Raw genomic sequence first — 16,958 nt, 5'->3', positions numbered from 1 at the left:
TTATATTATTAATTATTTTAATAATCTGAAAGATTCTCTAACTCGATTTTTGGATTTAGCTTAAATTAAAAAAAAAATCAAAAAAAAAATATTATAATTTTCTTTTAGGCATTATGAGTAATTTCTATCTGGTGTAAGGCTTAAGGAAGAAGGTGGATTCAAAGGGGATGGATATAAAGCTTTTCTTGGATTTTTTGGATAAAGAACTTTTTTTTTGAGTGAAGAAAAAAAAGAGTTGAGGGATTGAAGAATAAGTTTAAGCCTTTTATGGATGCATGGATGAAATGACCGAGCTTGGGACTGGCAACGGTGGGTATTCCCTTCGGCTACACGTTGGAATCGCTGGCTCTAGGCATCGGGAATCGGGCCTGGGGGTAGAAAAAGCTCATGTTCGCTGGGGGACAGGTAGCGGGGGGGTATAAGGCGCACCGAGGGGAATGGAGTAGAGAAATAAATAGGCTCTTTGTTGTTTTATAAGAAAATACACAGCGATGAAAATATCCCTTAACTGGCTTAAAGATTACATCGAGTTGGAACAGCCTCTTTCTGCGATCGTTGAAAAGCTGACCTTGGGTGGGGTAGAAGTGGAAGAAGTCAAGGAGGTAGGGATCGACGAACAGAAGATCGTCGTCGGGGAAATCCTTTCCTGGAGGAACCATCCCAACGCGGACAGGCTGAGGTTGTGCGAAGTTTTCACGGGAACGGAAAAATTAAACGTGGTTTGCGGGGCCAAGAACTTCGATACCGGGGACAAGGTGGCTCTTGCTTTGCCCGGGGCCGTGCTTCCCGGGGGCGTCCAGATCGCGGAAAGGAAAATTCGTGGAGAGCATTCTTATGGAATGCTCTGTTCGGAAAAGGAACTCGGCCTTTCGGACAGTGCAGAAGGGATAATGATTTTACCGCGGGAAGCGGTTGTAGGCTCTCCGCTCCCTTCCCTTTTCCCTCGGGATGCCCTACTTGATCTTGAAATCACTCCCAATCGCCCCGACCTCCTCAGTTACATAGGAATGGCCAGGGAGATGGCGGCCCTGGGATTGGGCAAGCTTAAATTGCCTGGATTTCTTGTCCATCCCTGTCTTGAGCCGCTGGGACAAGACACCCTCCGGGTAGTCATAGAAAACATAAAAAAGTGTCCTTTTTATTCCGGTTGCCTGCTTGAGAATGTTCATGTTGGCCCTTCTCCCCTTTGGCTTGCCTCCCGCCTGAAAGCCAGCGGTTTTAGACCGATCAATAACGTCGTCGACATTACCAATTATGTCCTGCTTGAAACGGGTGAACCCCTCCATGCTTTTGATGCCGACCGGTTGGGTGCTCCCGAGATCCATGTGAGGGATGCCCGGAGGGGAGAACTGTTTGCCGGGTTGGATGGAAAGGAGTACGAGCTGATCGAATCCGACCTGGTGATCGCCAGTTCCACCCGGGCGGAAGCCCTAGCGGGGATCTTGGGTGGAATCCACTCGGCTATCGGGGAATCGACAACCTCTCTTTTGCTTGAATCCGCTTGGTTTGACCCGGGCACGATCCAACAGAGTTCAAACAGGCTGGCCGTTGCGACCGAATCTTCATACCGGTTTGCCAGGAGAGTTGACCCCCAGGTCGTTTTACCGGCAAGAAAGAGGGCTGTCGAGCTGTTGCAAAAAATGACCGGGGCAAGGCTTGTGGGCAAAACTGAATCCGGGTCCCTGCCCGAAACAAAGCACAGCATAACGCTTAGAGCCCAAAAGCTAGAAAAGTTCAGTGCTTTTTCTTGGCCCGAGGAAGAAATCAAGAAGAAGTTGCTTTCCCTGGGGCTCTCTTTAAAAGAGGAAACCCAAGAAGGATACCGCTGGGAGATTCCTTCTTTTAGGCCTGATCTTCAAATTGAAGAAGACCTCATAGAAGAACTGGTCAGGCTCAAAGGTCTTGACGGTTTTCCTTCCAGGGTACCTCCTGGTTTTGCTTTGCCTTCCCAGTCAGAAAAACAATGGGATAAGATCTTGAGCCTCAAGCAAGCCCTGGCTTCGAAAGGTTATCATGAATGTATTACCATTCCCCTGCTAAAGGATGATCAACAGCCCGATAAACTTTCCTTGTCCAATCCTTCTTCGGTCCATTATGCCAAGCTGAGGAGTTCCTTCCTGGACTCTTTGCTGGGCGTAGCCAGTACGAATTGGAGGCGGGGCAACAAGGAGATCAAGATTTTTGAAGTCGGGGCCCTTTTTTTCAATGCGCAGGGGATGGTCAAGGAAGAGCTTTGCTTGGGTATTTTGATCGGGGGAGAAATGGGCTCTCTCCATTGGACGGGTAAACCAAGAAAGATCGATTATTATGATTTAAAACAGATCACCGATTACCTTGAAGAAAAGAAGGGTTTTTATAAAGAAGAGCGCCGGCATTTACAAGAAATCCATCCCGGGGCTCCTTTCGACATTCCCTTTCCCTGTTTTTATGCCGAGTATTCTCTTGAAGAATGGAAAAAAAGGGAAGAAGAGATCCCTTTGTACCATCCCTTGCCCTCTCAACCTGCTATTCGAAGGGATATAGCGATCATCGTGGATAAGAAGCTCCAGCATCAAGAAATTCTCAACGCGATCACCGACCAACACGTTCCCTTCTTGGAAAGCATAGAGCTCTTCGACCTCTTTGAAGATCCCCTGGGGAGCCGCATTCCTCAAGACCAAAAGTCCATGGCTTATGCATTGACTTTTCGTGCTCCCGATCGCACTTTGACAGATGACGAAATCAACGTTATTATTACAAAAATAAAAGAAGGGTTACGGGGTAAAATACCCTGTAGTTTTAGAGAGTAAGGGGAAAGGGTTTAAGGAATTTGAAGGATTTCCCTTCGCTGCTCGTGATTGGAATGTCAGCCTTTCCTCCGATGTTAATAGGTTGAGGGCCCAACGCTGCTGAAAGAACGCCAGGCCTTAACTGGAAGGCGGACTTTCAGAGCGCGTCCTTTATGTCCATAAAGGGACGAAAGGTCTCATTCACACGGCAGCGAGGGGAGCTTTTTTTTAATAGCCTGGATCCTCTCCCGGCTCTCCCCCCGCCCTTATTCAAGGAGGCTTTGGTAAAAGGCCTCTATTTTTTTTAAACTTCTTTGGCTTAAAAGGAGGTCCCGGGCGGTTCTATCTCTAGGCAGAGGTTCTTCCATAGCTGCGCACAACAAGCCGAAATTGGCTTTCATGGGTTGGAAATGTTCGGGATCGGCATGGGTAATGTACCAAAGCAGTTCCCCGATCATCGTTTGCCTTGGGAAAACAACCGGCTCTCTGCCTTGAAAAATTCTTGCTGCATTGATACCGGCGACCAGGCCGCTGGCGATGTTGCCTGCGTAGCCTTCGCAGCCTGCAAGCTGCCCGGCAAACAAAAGAAGGGGATTTGCCCTAAATTGGAGGGTAGGCAATAGGACCCTTGGCGAATTGATGAAGGTATTACGATGAAGCTGCCCATAACGGATGAAATGGGCATTTTTTAATGCCGGGATGATCCGAAAGATCCTATCCTGTTCTTTGAAGGTAAGATTGGTTTGAAAACCCACCATGTTGTAAAGAGTAGCGGCGACGTTGTCTTGCCTGAGCTGGACAACGGCATAGGGTCTTTTTTTTGTCTTCGGATCGATCAAGCCGGTAGGACGCAAAGGGCCGAACCTCAAGGTGTCGGGCCCTCTTTGAGCCATGATTTCGATGGGAAGGCAGCCTTCGAAAAAAATCTCTTTTTCAAATTCGCGGAGCTTGACTCTTTCCCCGTGGGCGAGTTCGTGGCACAGCTCCCTGTACTGTTCTTCGCTGAGAGGACAGTTGAGGTAATCGCCGGGGCTTGAGGGATCGGAGTAGCGGGAAGCAACGAAGAGGTGTTGAAAATCGATGGAAGAGGCCTCGATGAGGGGGCAAAGGGCATCGTAAAAATAGAGGAAAGGGGATTGGAGCAAGCTTTGCAGTGCCTGGGCAAAGCGCGGACTGGTCAAGGGGCCGGTGGCGACGACGCAAAGGCTATCCTTGGGCAACTCGATCAACTCCTTGCGGATAACGGTGATCAAGGGATGCTTTAAGAGATGCCGGGTGACGGCCAGAGAAAAACGTTCCCTGTCCACGGCCAGGGCTTTTCCTGCTGGCAGGGCACAACTGTCGGCAATCCTGACAAGAAGGGAATTGAAAATGCGCAGTTCTTGGAGAAGTAAACCCGAAGCATTGCTCAGCAGGTTCGAACCTAAAGAATTGCTGCAGACTATTTCGGCAAGGTGGCCTGTAGAGTGGGCACCCGTAGGTTCAAAAGGGCGCATTTCATAAAGGAAGACGGGAATATTTTTTTGGGCTATCTGCCAGGCTGCCTCCGATCCCGCCAGTCCCCCGCCTACAACAACGATCCCTTCTTTTGAACACTCTTTCATCCTAAGAAAAATTGTCTTGGAGAAAGACTATGGGGAAGGGATTTTTTTACAATCCCCTCAAAAAAGATCGGTCACCGCCCCCAGGTTGGCTTGGCTTACCGTCTTGGCGAACTTGTACAACACCCCTTTGACCTTGAGGGGCGGGGGTGTCCACCGGGACAGCCGGCTTTGAAGAACATCGGGACTGACATGCAGGGTAATTTCCTTGTTTTGGGCGTCGATGGTGATTGTATCGCCCTCTTCGACGACGGCCAAGGGCCCGCCAACGGCGGCCTCGGGACAAATATGCCCGACGACAAAACCGTGTGTACCTCCAGAAAACCTCCCATCGGTAATCAGCGCGACATCTTTGCCTAACCCCCTTCCCATGATGGCTGCCGTGGGAGCGAGCATCTCGCGCATTCCCGGCCCCCCCTTGGGTCCTTCGTAGCGGATAACAACCACGTCTCCCTTTTTAATGGTCCCATCGAGGATCTTTTCCAAGGCCTCCTCCTCGGAATCAAACGGACGGGCTACACCGCTGAATTTTTCTCCTTCCCTTCCCGTTATCTTGGCCACGGCTCCGTCGGGGGCGAGGTTGCCCCGGAGAATGACCAAATGACTCTCTTTTTTTATCGGATCGGAAAAGGGTCGAACAATCGTTTGCGAGGGAGGGTAATCGGCAACGGAAGCCAAGTTTTGGGCCAACGTTTCCCCTGTAACCGTAAGCGAGTCCCCGTGCAAAAGGCCCTCTTCCAACAGCCTTTTCATAAGAGGAGCCAACCCTCCAACCTGGGAAAGATCGGCAACGGAGTGCTTCCCCGAGGGCTTGAGATCGGCCAGCACGGGGACTTTTCGGCCGATGCGGTCGAAGTCTTCAAGCCGGAGGTCCACTTCGGCGGCATGGGCGATGGCTAAGAGATGAAGGATCGCGTTGGTCGATCCTCCCAGGGCGATGACCACCGTGATGGCGTTTTCAAAGGCTTTTTTGGTCAAAATATCCCTTGGCCTAATACCCTGGTCGATGAGTCGAAGCACCGCTTTGCCTGCATTGCGGGCATCTTCGATTTTATCGAGGGAAACGGCGGGATGGGTGGAACTGTTGGGAAGAGACATGCCGAGGGCTTCGATGGCGCAAGCCATGGTATTGGCCGTATACATGCCCCCGCAGGATCCGGGTCCGGGGATGGCATGCTGTTCAATCGCCTTGAGTTCTTCCTCGCTGATCTTGCCTTCGGCATAGGATCCGACCGCTTCAAATACCGAAACGATGTCGAGTTGCCTGCCCCCATAACAACCGGCAAGGATCGTTCCCCCGTAAACAAATACCGCAGGCCTATTTAACCGGGCCATGGCGATGAGACAACCGGGCATGTTTTTATCGCATCCCCCAAGGGCCACGATCCCATCCATCCCTTCGCAACAAACCACCGTTTCAATGGAATCGGCAATGACCTCCCTGGATACGAGGGAATATTTCATCCCCGGGGTGCCCATCGATATCCCATCTGAAATCGTAATCGTGTTAAATATGAGAGCCTTGGCCCCGGCCTCGCAGCTACCGAAAGCGGCTTCCCGGGCAAGCTTATCGATATGCATGTTACAGGGGGTAACCTGGCTCCAGGTCGAAGCTATCCCGATAAGGTCTTTTTGAGAGAGATCGGTCGAAGAAAAACCAAGGGGATAAAGCATGGACCGGTTGGGGGAGCGGATAAAGCCGTCGAATACCTTGGAGGAATAGGCCCTGTGCAGGCTTTTTTTATTTTGTCGGCTTGATTCTTCTTTGAGACGAAAAAGAGAGGGATCGTTGTTCATAATCTTTGCTATGGAGAGTTTTTATTAAGCTTTAGATTTTCTTTGTTTTTGGAAAGCAAAAAATGAGGATGCCGTCAGGGAAGTGTATCGGGCGACCTCTTCTATGGAAACATTTTTGATTTTTGCCACTTCCTCCGCTATCCTGGGTAGGTGGGCAGGCTCGGCTCTTTTTCCTCTGTGGGGGACGGGAGCCAGAAAAGGGCAGTCCGTTTCCAACATGAATTTGTCAAGGGGAACCGACTTCACGGTTTCTCTCAGTTGGGCGGCATTGGGGAAGGTCACAATTCCGGTAAATGAGACCAGATGGCCTTGGTCAAAAATTCTTTTTGCCTCTTCGCTATCGCCCACAAAGCAATGGAATACCCCCTTGATCTTGTCCCTGTAAGGAGCCAACACAACGAGGGTTTCTTCAAAGGCGTCCCGTTGGTGGATAATCACGTTGAGATGGACTTGGGCAGCCAGGGAAAGTTGAAGTTCAAAAACCTCCCGTTGCCTTTTTTTTCTCGCTTCGATTTCCTCTTGGCCCAGGGAAGGATCAAATTTGTGAAAATCAAGTCCCATTTCCCCAAGGGCGACCACCTTGGGATGTTCGAGAAGCTCGAGAAGTTCTTTTTCGAAATCCTTGGAGGCTTCATGGGCTTCCAAGGGGTGGATGCCGACCGCCGCCCACACAGCGGGAATCTTTTCGGCTATCCCGATGGCCTTTCTTGAACTCTTAAGGTTGGTCCCGATGGTAATGATTTTGTCGATACCGCTAGCCATGGCCCGTTCGACGACCTCTTCGAGGTCCTTGGCAAATTGAGGAAAATCCAAGTGAGCATGGGTTTCAATGAACATAGGGTAAAGCCAGGTTGAGGTTATGCCCTAAAGGGCGGGTTGTAAAACTTAATAAAAACATTTCAAAAGGCAATTTCAAGCCCATCGTAGCCCACATGCACATTTTTAGGCAAAGAGGCTTCTCTTTCTTTGTGAGATTTATGATGGGTAATGTGGGTGAGGAAAGTCTTCTTTGCCCCGATTTGCCGGGCAATGGCGACAGCCTCGGAGGTGCTGAGGTGGGTGGGATGGGGCTCATCCCTAAGCCCGTCGATGAAAAGATAGTCGACGGCCGACAATCTTTCGATCGTCTTTTGGGGAACGCTCTTGCAATCAACCAAGTAGGCAAGAATTTTTTCTCCTTCCTTCTCGAAAAGGTAACCGAAGGTGGTCGTCTGCCCATGGGGCAGGGGGAAAGCCGTAATGGTAAAAGACCCGATAGAAAAGGATTCGTATGGTGCGATAACATGGGGAAGGACCCTCAGATAGCCCTTCTTTTCCGAGGAGGGATCGAAAGCGTAGGGAAAAATCCTGGCCAGGCTTTCCATGACTTCTTGCGAACCATAAATGGGCAGTTTTTGGCCCGAAAGATCACAAAATCTTCTCAGGTCGTCAAATCCCATGATGTGATCGGCATGGGAATGCGTAAACAATACCGCGGTAAGCATGCTTATGTTTTCTCTTAGGCATTGGATACGCAACTCGGGAGGGGTATCGATGAGAATGGCGCTCTGCCCATCTGTAATATAGAGAGAACAACGCGTTCGGTTATCACGGGGATCCTGGGAATGGCAGGTGGCACAGGGACAACCGATCATGGGGACTCCCTGTGATGTTCCCGAGCCGAGGACGACGATCTTGGATTGTTTAGAGGGTATGTCCATAAAAAAAAGGTATTTAAAAAGGAAACCAGTAGCCTTGAGGGCGGGTAAAAGATAAAACAACCACTCCCTTGCCCATTTATGACTACGGCAGGCTGAAATTTAGCTTATAAAGAAAAAGGGGGATGAAACAAATAAAAAAAAGAAAAGGATGTTGCATAAGTTTATTAGGAATGATAAACAATTTAACTTATATTATTTCAAAACATTAGGAACTTTTATAACTTTTGCTTTTAAATTCGATATGATTCCTCACGTGGGAAATGGCACTCTTTATTATGCCTTGACTAAAGATTGTGGTTATCTTAAAGTCGTCGGCTGGGGGTCTTTTGATAAGTGTAGCTCCTTAAGATTGTTTTACAACCAGTTATTAAGTAGCGGCATCCGAAGACTCGTCATCGATCTCCAACAATGTACCTACATGGATAGCACCTTTCTGGGCACGCTGGCGGGTATCCAGATTAAGTATAACGAAATTAAAGGAGAGTTGAAAATTGTTAACGTGAGTAAAAAAAATCAAGAATCGATTGCAACCTTGGGCTTGGACAAGATTTTTAATATTTCTGAGCAGTGGGACGTCTCCCGTTTTATCGACCATTTTGCCCCCCTGGACAAACAGTCTTTGAAAAAGGCCGACACTTCCCTGACGATGTTGGAAGCCCACGAACTTTTAATCGATCTTGATCCGCGAAACAAGGCGAAATTTCAGGACCTCGTCGATTATTTAAAAGAGGAGATTGGACATTCTTCTACTAATGACGGTAGTCATTAATGTTACCCTGTTTTTCCTTTTTGCTCTTGCCCTAGGGTTGTGGGTTGTTTTGACGGCACAAGCCAACTCCTTGCGGTTGCGTTTGAAAAAGGCTGAAGAGCAGAACCAGCTTTTTATCGAATACTTGGGCAATTTTTCCTTCAACAACACTCTTTTGCAGAACATCCAAGGCCTGTTGAGGTTGCTCATGGGATGGATTCCTGCCCGGGGCGCTGTTTTTCTGCAAAAACCCCCATCGGGGGAAGGATTGGGGGAGCCGGTTTTGCAACTGGGAAACATTCCCAAGGAGAAATGGATGGAGAAGCTCCACGGCGAGCCCGCGGAAACGAAAGAAAGGGATGCGGTTTTTATGACCCTTCAAAAAGAGGGCAAAGAGATCGGCTCCCTTTTTGTCGATTTCGAAAAAGCCCTGGAGGAGGAGCAGCTCAAAAAAATAAAGGAGGTGATGACCAAGCAGGCTCTTTTTTTCATCGAAACGGATTGCGTATTGAGCCATTTTCGACAGGACTTCAAGGAGGAAACCCTAAGGCTTCTGGGAGAGTTTCAAAAGGGATGGGTCCCCAAGCTAGAAGATTCCCTGCAGGGCTTTCGGATCGCCGCTAAAACGGTTCCCTGTTCACGCTTCAGCGGAGATTTTTATGATTCGATAAGGGTCGGGGAAAACAGTTGGGCTTTTGTTTTAAGCGATGTATCCGCCAAGGGGTTGGCTTCCTTTTTTATCAGTGCGATGTGCAGGACGGCTATCCGGAGCCTGGTCAAGCAGTGGCAATCCCCAACGGATATCCTCTGCAGGCTTAATGAACTGCTCTATCCTGAAATTTGTGGGCGAACCATTATTTCCTTGATTTACATGGTGGTTGATGAAAAGCAGGACCGGGTGACTTTTGCCCGGGCGGGGCATGAATTGCCTATTTTTTGCCGCAACGGGAAAATTGAAAAGATCGACTTTCCCGGGATATGTTTGGGCGTTGACGAAGGCCGAATATTCAACAAAATGGTAAAAGAGTACGAGTTGAAGATCCAAAAGGGTGATTTTTTGCTGTTGTTTACCGATGGGTTAATTGAAGCCGTAAACAATGAGGGGATCTTTTTTGGCAGGCAGAGGGCGGAAAACATCGTCCGGGAACTAGCGGATAAAGATCCCCAATACGTTGTTGATGCAATGATCGAGAGGCTCAACTCCTTTTGTCAAGACAATGTTCCTTTTGACGATATAACCCTGCTGGCCATGGTTAAAAAATAACGGGAGAACACCGGGAGGAAAATTTTATGACGGAATTGAAAAATAAAGAAGAAAAGGCCGTAGAAGAGCCCGGTAAAGGCTCTAATGAGAAGCCTGCTTTTGTCGTGATCAGTTCGAAACTTCTCTCCGAGCTCGAGCAAAAAGCCCAACTCTGCGATGAAACACGGGATAAACTGCTCAGAACCCTTGCTGATTGGGACAATGCAAGAAAAAGGATGACAAAAGAAAAAGAAGAAGCCATCAAGTTGGCCAACGCGAAAATACTCGAAGCGCTTCTGCCCGTGATCGATAATTTCGAAATAGGCGTTCAATCTTCTCAAAAGGCTACAGATGTGCAATCGGTCATTGCCGGGGTGAAGATGGTCTTGTCTCAACTTGTGCAAATATTAAAAGAAGAAGGGTTGGAACCCCTGGAAGCTGTGGGGAAACCTTTTGATCCGAATTTTCATGAATCCCTTGGGTTCGTGGAAACCGACAAGGTCGAGGAGGGCCATGTTGCATCGCAACTCAGGAAAGGCTATATGTATAAAGGAAAACTCTTGAGAGCAGCTGCCGTTTACCTTGCCAAGAAGCCGGAACAGAAAAATGATCTTCCTCCGGAAGGAAGCAACAACGGTAATAAAGAGTAATTTTGCCGGGGAGCTACCCCGGACTATACTTTTTAATAAAAAGATAATGCAAAACCAAAGAAGAGCATGGCTAGGATAAAAAAAGATTACTATGAACTGTTGGGCGTCGACAGGGGAGCGTCGGCGGAAGAAATAAAGAAAGCTTATCGGAAATTAGCCCTTAAGTACCATCCGGACAAGAATCCCGGCGATAAGCAGGCCGAGGAAATGTTCAAGGACATTGGAGAAGCCTACGAGGTCTTGAGCGACCCGGAAAAAAGGGCTGCTTATGACCAATACGGGCATGCTGCATTTGATCAAAGGGCGGCCGCTGGGCCTTCCGGATTCCATGATCCTTTCGAGATTTTCAAGGAGGTTTTTGGCTCGGGGACTTTCTTTGGAGATAGTCTTTTTGGCAGTCTCTTTGAGGAAGCTTTTGGTGTAGGAGTAGGCAAAAAAAGGAGGCAGCAAAAGGGGGCCGATCTGAGATGCGATTTAAAAATAAGTTTTGAAGAGGCCGCCTTGGGTTGTGAAAAAGAAATTACCTTTACGAAGCTGGATAGTTGTCCGGCTTGCGAAGGAAAAGGTTATGCCGCCGGCTCCGGGATGATCAGCTGCCCGGTCTGTTCCGGGGTGGGACAGATCCGCACCTCCAAGGGCTTTTTTACTCTTGCTCAAACCTGTCCCCGCTGCCATGGCAGCGGAGTGGTGATAGAAAAACCCTGCCCGCGATGCCATGGGGAAGGCCGCATTAAACAAAATGCTCAAATAAAGGTCAAGATCCCTCCCGGGATCGATGAAGGTTACCGCTTAAGGTTATCGGGTCATGGAGAATCAGGCATTGCGGGAGCTCCTCCGGGAGATCTCTACGTGGTCATTCATGTTAGCCCTCATGAACTCTTCAGCCGCCAGGGCAACGACATCATGTGCGAGATGCCGATTAGTTTTGCCCAGGCCGCGTTAGGTGGAGAAATCCGGGTCCCGACCTTGACGGGACACGAGGTTCTTAAAATTCCGCCTGGGACGCAAAGCGGGAAAATCTTTAGGCTTCGGAACAAGGGCATAGCCGATGTTCACGGTCATGGCATAGGGGATCTTCTCGTCAAGGTCCATGTAGAGGTGCCTACCCATCTCACTCCAACGCAGCGTTCCCTACTGGAGGCTTTTGCTGCAGCCTGCGATCAAAAGACTCATCCTCAGCAGGAAAGCTTTTTTGAAAAAGCAAAGAGATTTTTTAGATCCTCTTGAGCTTGGGATAACCTTATAAAGAGTGATCCATTTTAAACGGGTTTTGGGCTTGAGCTAGGGGTTGAAGAGTTTGGGCCAAGGCCCTTAGGACTTATTCCTATGGTGGTGGTTCCTAGCTGGAACAAACAGGGTGGTTTTTATTACGGGGAAAAACCTCTCTTTGCTGTCCAGGGAGACGTCCATTGCTGGACCAAGGTTAAATCCCTTCTTAGGGAGCTGCCTCAAGATGCCGAGCATAACCCGGGGCTTGTTGGTCATGTTGATTTTGATGGAAATTTTTGGTTTGGCTTCTATCCCGAGCTCCAAAGCTTTAAGAAAAAAAAGGAGTTGCTGGGCTTTGTACAGAAAAAGATAAACTCCAAAAACCTTTGTTCTGCGCCTCCCGTTTTCGTTTCCGATACCGACAGGGAGAGGTATGCCTCGATGGTTCTTCAAGCCAAAGACTACATAGCTTCGGGGGATATCTACGTGATCAACCTGGCAAGAGAAATGACTTGCCCATGGGAAGGCGACCCTTTGGCCTTGCTTGGGTTTTTCCTTGAAGGGGGAAGAGGTTTAGAAGGGATCTGTTACATAGACGATGGGCCAAAGACCCTTGTTTGTGCAAGTCCGGAGATGTTTTTGAGGATCGAGGGCAACAAACTGGAAAGCAAGCCGATCAAGGGGACAAGGCCTCGTTCCGACAGAAGGCCTGAGAACAGGAGAAACCTGCTAGATCTTGTTCAAAGCGAAAAAGAAAAAGCCGAACTTTTAATGATAACGGACCTGGTAAGAAACGATTTTGGCAAGGTTTGTGCTTATGGTTCGGTTAGAGTGCCTCATTTAAGGCGGCTGAGCTCCCACCCCCATCTTTATCACATGCACAGCAAGGTCGAAGGGATAATAGCTTTTCGGTATGATAAAGTGGATGCCTTTTTGGCCAATTTTCCCGGGGGATCCGTTACGGGTACTCCTAAAAAAAGGGCGATCGAACTGATACGGGAGCTCGAGATCCATCCCCGGGGAAGTTATTCAGGGGCGATCGGCTATTTTCAACCAGCCGGGGCGGCTTTTACCATGTCCATCAGGCTGGTAGAGATCGAGGAAAAAAAGGCGCGTTTTTGGGTGGGTAGCGGCATTACTTTTGATTCCGATCCTTATGCCGAATACGAGGAGACCGAACAAAAAGCAATTTTTATAAAAACCGCTCTTGAGAATTGCGCAAAAAAATGATTTTTTAAGATAATTTTGATACTTATTAGAAGTGAAGTTTGCCTAGATTCTTGATGAATGTTCAAAATAGCAGTCTATCGGCCAAGTATGTTCCTAAAATCACAATCGGAGAGTTTTACAGGCAGCATGGCGAACTGCTTCAATTGGCGTTGGTGGCGGGAAAAAAAGGCTTCAATCGGCTGATCCGGGAAGGCTCGATTAACCGGCCGGGATTGCAACTTTCAGGCTATTTGCGCTATTTTCCCAAGCAAAGGGTCCAGATCGTGGGGTGGGGAGAGATGTCCTACCTCCGGAGCCTCCCCGCCGAGGAGTCCGAGCAACGGGTCAGGCAACTGTTCCTAAAAAAAATTCCCTGCTTGATTATTTCTCGGGGGATGACTCCCCCTGCTTTTATCGTTAAGCAGGCTGAACTATTGGGAGTGCCCCTGTTTGTTTCCCAGTTGCATACGATGAGGTTGATCAATACGGTAACCATATGCCTGGAAATGGATTTTGCTCCGCGTACCAATGAACAGGGAAGCATGGTGGATATCCAGGGCATTGGAGTGCTGATTAAAGGACCGAGCGGTATTGGGAAAAGTGAATGTGTTCTTTCCCTGGTAGAAAGGGGATATTCCCTGGTTGCTGATGATATTACCACTATTTATTGCTTGGAAGGGAGGGAGTTGGTCGGGAGGGCCCCTGACCTGGGACGTTTCCACATGGAGGTCAGGGGGATAGGAATCATCGATGTCACCACTCTTTTTGGATTACGGGCCATTCGTCCCGAGAAAAAATTGGACATGGTGGCCACGCTTAAAGAGGTGGAAAAAGGAGATGAGATAGAACGGGTCAATTTGAGTCAAAATTATTACGAGATCTTTAACATCAAGGTTCCTCATGTCACTATCCCGATTAGGCCGGGAAGGGACTTGGCTACGCTTGTGGAAGTAGCCGCGTTGGATCAGAAACTCAGGTCGATGGGATACAATGCCGCCGCTGAATTCAACGAAAAATTGCTCAAGATAACGGGAAAAAACAGCAGGAAAATTTAAATGAATGCAGAAGAACGTAGTGCAGGGGAGTCCACCTCGAAGCCTTCTTTAGTGGTATCGGAAGTGCTCGTCCAGAACAAGTTGGGAATTCATGCTCGGCCCGCGGCCATGTTCGTGAAGATAGCCAATCGGTATGAATCGGATATCCGGGTAGAGAAGGATGGAGAAGAGGTCAATGGGAAGAGCATCATGGGGGTCATGCTTTTGGCTGCCAGCAAAGGCTCAAAGCTCAAGATCACCGCGGTGGGCAGGGATGCCAAGGAAGCGGTGGAGGCTCTCGTAAAGCTGGTCAATACGAAGTTCGGCGAAGATTCTTGAGGGAGGGCATCGGTCAGAAAAAAAAACAACTTAAGGATCGAGGAGTTTTTAAAAACGGCTTGGATATGACAGGGCTTAAAGAAACGGCGATGGAGGGTTATCCGGCTTCTCCTGGATTTGCCATCGGTTCTGCTTTAATTTTGCAGTTGGAACATGAAATTGTCAGGCAGAAAACGATTTTGCCTGCAGAACTTCCCGGCGAACTCGAGAGATTCGAAAAGGCCATCCTGCAAACCAAAGAGGAACTCCTTAGGGCAAAGGCTTCGCTGAGCTCCCTGGGATTAACCGTGGAAGAAAGCCTTTTTGATGTCCAGATCCTTGCCCTGGAAGATGAAATGATTTTACAGGCTGTTAAAGAAAAACTCCAGCGGGATCTTATCTGTGTCGAAGCGGTTTACCAAGATATAATCCGCTCCTTTATCGCTGGCTTAAACAAGATCGGAGAAGATGAATACCTGAGGGAAAGGGCGATTGAAATCCGGGACGTGGCCAAGAGAGTCCTGAAAAAACTCAAAGGGGAAGAAGGTTATAACCTGGTCCTTGAAGCCCCCAAGATATTAATAGCCGACGTGCTTTTGCTGTCCGATCTTGTCAGCCTTGATCTTAGGCATGTAGCGGGTATAGTGACCGAGGATGGGAGTAGAACTTCCCATGCGGTCATTTTAGCCCGCTCCCAAGGCATTCCGGCTATCGTTGGGGTGCAGGGCCTCTTGGAAAACGTCGTCAACGGGCAGACCGTTCTTGTCGATGGATCCAAGGGGATCCTCGTCGTGAATCCCACCGAAGAAAAAAGGGAAGCGATGAGAAAACAGGCTTTATCCTACCTCTATTTTGAAGGGAACGAAGAGAAAGTTTTTTCCCACCCGGTGGAGTCTTTGGATGGCAAAAGGGTGACTGTGTCGGCCAACATTGAGTTTCCCCAAGACATACCGGTCATGCTCAAGAACGGGGCCGATGGGATCGGGTTATACCGGACGGAGTTCCTTTTTTTAAAATCCAACCGTCCTCCTACCGAAGAAGAGCAGTACCAACAATACAAAACCGTTGCGGAGCATGCCAAGCCTAACCAGGTGATTATTAGGACCCTTGATTTGGGAGCGGACAAGGTCGTAGCCTATCTTCCCTGGAGGTGGATGGAAGAGAACCCGGTCCTGGGAGCAAGGGGAATTCGGATTTCCTTGAAAGAAAAGGGGATGTTTAAGACGCAGCTCAGGGCGATTTTAAGGGCAGCGGTGGAGGGCAACCTTGCCGTGATGTTCCCGATGATAACGGATCTTTCCGAGGTGTTTGCTGCAAAAGAGATGATCGAGAAAGCAAAGGCGGAGCTTTCTGCCCAAGGCCTTCCCTTTGGGGAACTGCCCTGCGGGATCATGATTGAAACCCCTTCTTCTTGCCTCATTGCCGAGCACCTTGCCCAGGAAGTGGATTTTTTCAGCATTGGCAGCAACGACCTCGTTCAATACACTTTGGCCGTTGACCGGATGAACAATAATGTTGATTATCTCTACCAACCTTTTCATCCTTCCATCCTTCTCTTGATCCGGATGGCGGCCGAAGCGGCAGCGAAAAAAAACATTCCTATCGGTATATGTGGAGAAATGTCCAGCGATCTTTTGCTTTTACCTTTTTTTCTTGCTTTGGGCATAGACAGGTTGAGCATGGGTTCGGTCTTCATTCAAAGGACTAAAAGGGCTATCCAATTTTTAGACGTCGGCAAAATAAAAAATAGCCTGGAGACCCTGTGGAGGGCCAAGACGGCCCAAGAAACTTTTGAAATCTTAAACCAGGTTGCCCGGTCTTTTCTGCCCACTTGCTTTTTCGATAGGTAAGAGGCTATATAATAGCTTTAAAAATTTTTCAAAGTTGATTGAAAAATTACCCAAGAGGAAAAAACATGCGAGCTTTACTGCTTTCCGCCGGTTATGCAACGAGGCTTTATCCTTTGACGTTGAACCAACCTAAAGCCCTTTTGCCGGTTGCCGGCAAACCGATCATGGACTACATCACGGACAAGCTCCTGGAACTGCCTGCCTTGGAAGCCATCTACGTGGTGACCAATCACAAGTTCTATACCCATTTCTTGGAATGGAAGAACCGCTACCAGCAGGGGGCGGTAAAAAAGCTTCCCCTGGAAGTCCTGGACGATGGCTCGACAACGGAAAATAATCGGCTGGGAGCGATCGGCGACATGGATTTTGCCATAGAGACAAAAAAGATCGGGGATGATTTGGTGGTTGTCGCCAGCGACAACCTTTTCAACGCTTCCCTTCTTTCTTTCGTAGAAGAGGGCAAGGCAAAAAATAAACCGGTTGTAGGGATATACAATCTCAAGGATAAAAGCTTGGCTTCCAAGTATGGGGTCGTGGATTTCGATCGGAACAAGAAACTGACTTTTTTTGAAGAAAAGCCGCAAACCCCTCCTACGACATGGGTAGCCATGGCCCTCTATTTTTTTCCCAAGCCGTCGTTAACCTTTCTCAAGGCTTACCTCAAGGAAGAAAAGAATGCCGATCAGCCCGGTCGGTTTATCCAGTGGCTTTATAGAAGAGAAGATGTCTACGTCTGGCAGCTACCGGGTCTATGGTTTGATATCGGGAGCAAAGAAGTTCTTGAAGCCGCAAACCTTGCCTTTCGTTGAAAGGCTTTTCTTTTTGCAATAA

At 48.6% G+C, this 16,958-nt stretch carries 15 protein-coding genes; 11 read left to right on the top strand and 4 right to left on the bottom strand.

Going from position 1 to position 16,958, the window contains the following annotated elements:
• Window positions 1-275: 275 nt before the first annotated feature.
• Together MINF_RS11540 and pheT are read left to right on the top strand one after the other, a co-directional pair.
• Window positions 276-422 carry a hypothetical protein gene (locus MINF_RS11540; protein ID WP_187146941.1) on the top strand — a complete coding sequence of 49 codons (147 nt, stop codon included), beginning with the start codon at window positions 276-278 and terminating at the stop codon, window positions 420-422.
• A 69-nt stretch (window positions 423-491) separates the two neighbouring features.
• Window positions 492-2,789 carry a phenylalanine--tRNA ligase subunit beta gene (gene pheT / locus MINF_RS09955; protein ID WP_012464596.1) on the top strand — a complete coding sequence of 766 codons (2,298 nt, stop codon included), beginning with the start codon at window positions 492-494 and terminating at the stop codon, window positions 2,787-2,789.
• A 245-nt stretch (window positions 2,790-3,034) separates the two neighbouring features.
• Here the strand turns inward: pheT and trmFO are convergent, their stop codons facing one another.
• From trmFO to MINF_RS09935, 4 genes are all read right to left on the bottom strand, one after another.
• The gene (gene trmFO / locus MINF_RS09950; protein ID WP_012464595.1) at window positions 3,035-4,372 is read right to left on the bottom strand and encodes a methylenetetrahydrofolate--tRNA-(uracil(54)-C(5))-methyltransferase (FADH(2)-oxidizing) TrmFO; all 1,338 of its coding nucleotides are present in this window, start codon (window positions 4,370-4,372) and stop codon (window positions 3,035-3,037) included.
• Window positions 4,373-4,429: 57 nt separating this feature from the next.
• The gene (ilvD, locus tag MINF_RS09945; RefSeq protein WP_012464594.1) at window positions 4,430-6,166 is read right to left on the bottom strand and encodes a dihydroxy-acid dehydratase; all 1,737 of its coding nucleotides are present in this window, start codon (window positions 6,164-6,166) and stop codon (window positions 4,430-4,432) included.
• 24 nt (window positions 6,167-6,190) lie between these two features.
• On the bottom strand, window positions 6,191-7,003 hold the full coding sequence (locus tag MINF_RS09940) for a TatD family hydrolase (RefSeq protein ID WP_012464593.1): 813 nt from the start codon (window positions 7,001-7,003) through the stop codon (window positions 6,191-6,193).
• A gap of 62 nt (window positions 7,004-7,065) precedes the next feature.
• The gene (locus MINF_RS09935; protein WP_238523489.1) at window positions 7,066-7,866 is read right to left on the bottom strand and encodes an MBL fold metallo-hydrolase; all 801 of its coding nucleotides are present in this window, start codon (window positions 7,864-7,866) and stop codon (window positions 7,066-7,068) included.
• Between the two features lie 241 nt (window positions 7,867-8,107).
• Here MINF_RS09935 and MINF_RS09930 point away from each other — a divergent pair, with 241 nt between their 5' ends.
• The 9 genes from MINF_RS09930 to MINF_RS09890 all read left to right on the top strand — a co-directional run bounded on the left by MINF_RS09930 (window position 8,108) and on the right by MINF_RS09890 (window position 16,936).
• On the top strand, window positions 8,108-8,635 hold the full coding sequence (locus MINF_RS09930; protein ID WP_012464590.1) for an STAS domain-containing protein: 528 nt from the start codon (window positions 8,108-8,110) through the stop codon (window positions 8,633-8,635).
• Entirely contained in the window at window positions 8,619-9,878 is a 1,260-nt protein-coding gene (locus MINF_RS09925; RefSeq protein ID WP_148205243.1) for a PP2C family protein-serine/threonine phosphatase, read from the top strand. The genes MINF_RS09930 and MINF_RS09925 overlap by 17 nt, the downstream gene beginning before the upstream one ends.
• Window positions 9,879-9,904: 26 nt before the next feature.
• Window positions 9,905-10,507, top strand: coding sequence for a nucleotide exchange factor GrpE (locus MINF_RS09920; RefSeq protein ID WP_012464588.1), 603 nt, complete (start codon window positions 9,905-9,907; stop codon window positions 10,505-10,507).
• Between the two features lie 66 nt (window positions 10,508-10,573).
• Entirely contained in the window at window positions 10,574-11,734 is a 1,161-nt protein-coding gene (gene dnaJ / locus MINF_RS09915; RefSeq protein ID WP_012464587.1) for a molecular chaperone DnaJ, read from the top strand.
• A 99-nt stretch (window positions 11,735-11,833) separates the two neighbouring features.
• Entirely contained in the window at window positions 11,834-12,946 is a 1,113-nt protein-coding gene (locus MINF_RS09910; RefSeq protein ID WP_012464586.1) for an anthranilate synthase component I family protein, read from the top strand.
• A 53-nt stretch (window positions 12,947-12,999) separates the two neighbouring features.
• Window positions 13,000-13,980: an HPr(Ser) kinase/phosphatase gene (gene hprK / locus MINF_RS09905; protein WP_048810357.1), complete on the top strand. Its 981-nt coding sequence runs from the start codon at window positions 13,000-13,002 to the stop codon at window positions 13,978-13,980.
• Window positions 13,981-14,298, top strand: a complete 318-nt coding sequence (locus tag MINF_RS09900) for an HPr family phosphocarrier protein (protein ID WP_012464584.1) — start codon at window positions 13,981-13,983, stop codon at window positions 14,296-14,298.
• Window positions 14,299-14,363: 65 nt separating this feature from the next.
• Complete coding sequence (gene ptsP, locus MINF_RS09895) at window positions 14,364-16,127, top strand: phosphoenolpyruvate--protein phosphotransferase (RefSeq protein WP_148205242.1); 1,764 nt, start codon at window positions 14,364-14,366, stop codon at window positions 16,125-16,127.
• A gap of 65 nt (window positions 16,128-16,192) precedes the next feature.
• Window positions 16,193-16,936, top strand: a complete 744-nt coding sequence (locus MINF_RS09890) for a nucleotidyltransferase family protein (protein ID WP_048810356.1) — start codon at window positions 16,193-16,195, stop codon at window positions 16,934-16,936.
• The last annotated feature ends 22 nt before the right edge of the window (window positions 16,937-16,958 follow it).

The sequence above is a fragment of the Methylacidiphilum infernorum V4 genome (assembly GCF_000019665.1).
GTDB classification, from domain to species: Bacteria; Verrucomicrobiota; Verrucomicrobiia; order Methylacidiphilales; family Methylacidiphilaceae; genus Methylacidiphilum; species Methylacidiphilum infernorum.
This window is presented reverse-complemented; position numbering and strand designations above follow the sequence as displayed.

Bases quoted from the DNA above. Each gene is read 5' to 3' on its own strand.
- MINF_RS09925 (WP_148205243.1), top strand. From the start codon at position 8,619: ATGACGGTAGTCATTAATGTTACCCTGTTTTTCCTTTTTGCTCTTGCC.
- MINF_RS09940 (WP_012464593.1), bottom strand. From the start codon at position 7,003: ATGTTCATTGAAACCCATGCTCACTTGGATTTTCCTCAATTTGCCAAG.
- ilvD (WP_012464594.1), bottom strand. From the start codon at position 6,166: ATGAACAACGATCCCTCTCTTTTTCGTCTCAAAGAAGAATCAAGCCGA.
- MINF_RS11540 (WP_187146941.1), top strand. From the start codon at position 276: ATGGATGAAATGACCGAGCTTGGGACTGGCAACGGTGGGTATTCCCTT.
- MINF_RS09910 (WP_012464586.1), top strand. From the start codon at position 11,834: ATGGTGGTGGTTCCTAGCTGGAACAAACAGGGTGGTTTTTATTACGGG.
- MINF_RS09920 (WP_012464588.1), top strand. From the start codon at position 9,905: ATGACGGAATTGAAAAATAAAGAAGAAAAGGCCGTAGAAGAGCCCGGT.
- MINF_RS09900 (WP_012464584.1), top strand. From the start codon at position 13,981: ATGAATGCAGAAGAACGTAGTGCAGGGGAGTCCACCTCGAAGCCTTCT.
- trmFO (WP_012464595.1), bottom strand. From the start codon at position 4,372: ATGAAAGAGTGTTCAAAAGAAGGGATCGTTGTTGTAGGCGGGGGACTG.
- dnaJ (WP_012464587.1), top strand. From the start codon at position 10,574: ATGGCTAGGATAAAAAAAGATTACTATGAACTGTTGGGCGTCGACAGG.
- pheT (WP_012464596.1), top strand. From the start codon at position 492: ATGAAAATATCCCTTAACTGGCTTAAAGATTACATCGAGTTGGAACAG.
- ptsP (WP_148205242.1), top strand. From the start codon at position 14,364: ATGACAGGGCTTAAAGAAACGGCGATGGAGGGTTATCCGGCTTCTCCT.
- MINF_RS09930 (WP_012464590.1), top strand. From the start codon at position 8,108: ATGATTCCTCACGTGGGAAATGGCACTCTTTATTATGCCTTGACTAAA.
- hprK (WP_048810357.1), top strand. From the start codon at position 13,000: ATGAATGTTCAAAATAGCAGTCTATCGGCCAAGTATGTTCCTAAAATC.
- MINF_RS09890 (WP_048810356.1), top strand. From the start codon at position 16,193: ATGCGAGCTTTACTGCTTTCCGCCGGTTATGCAACGAGGCTTTATCCT.
- MINF_RS09935 (WP_238523489.1), bottom strand. From the start codon at position 7,866: ATGGACATACCCTCTAAACAATCCAAGATCGTCGTCCTCGGCTCGGGA.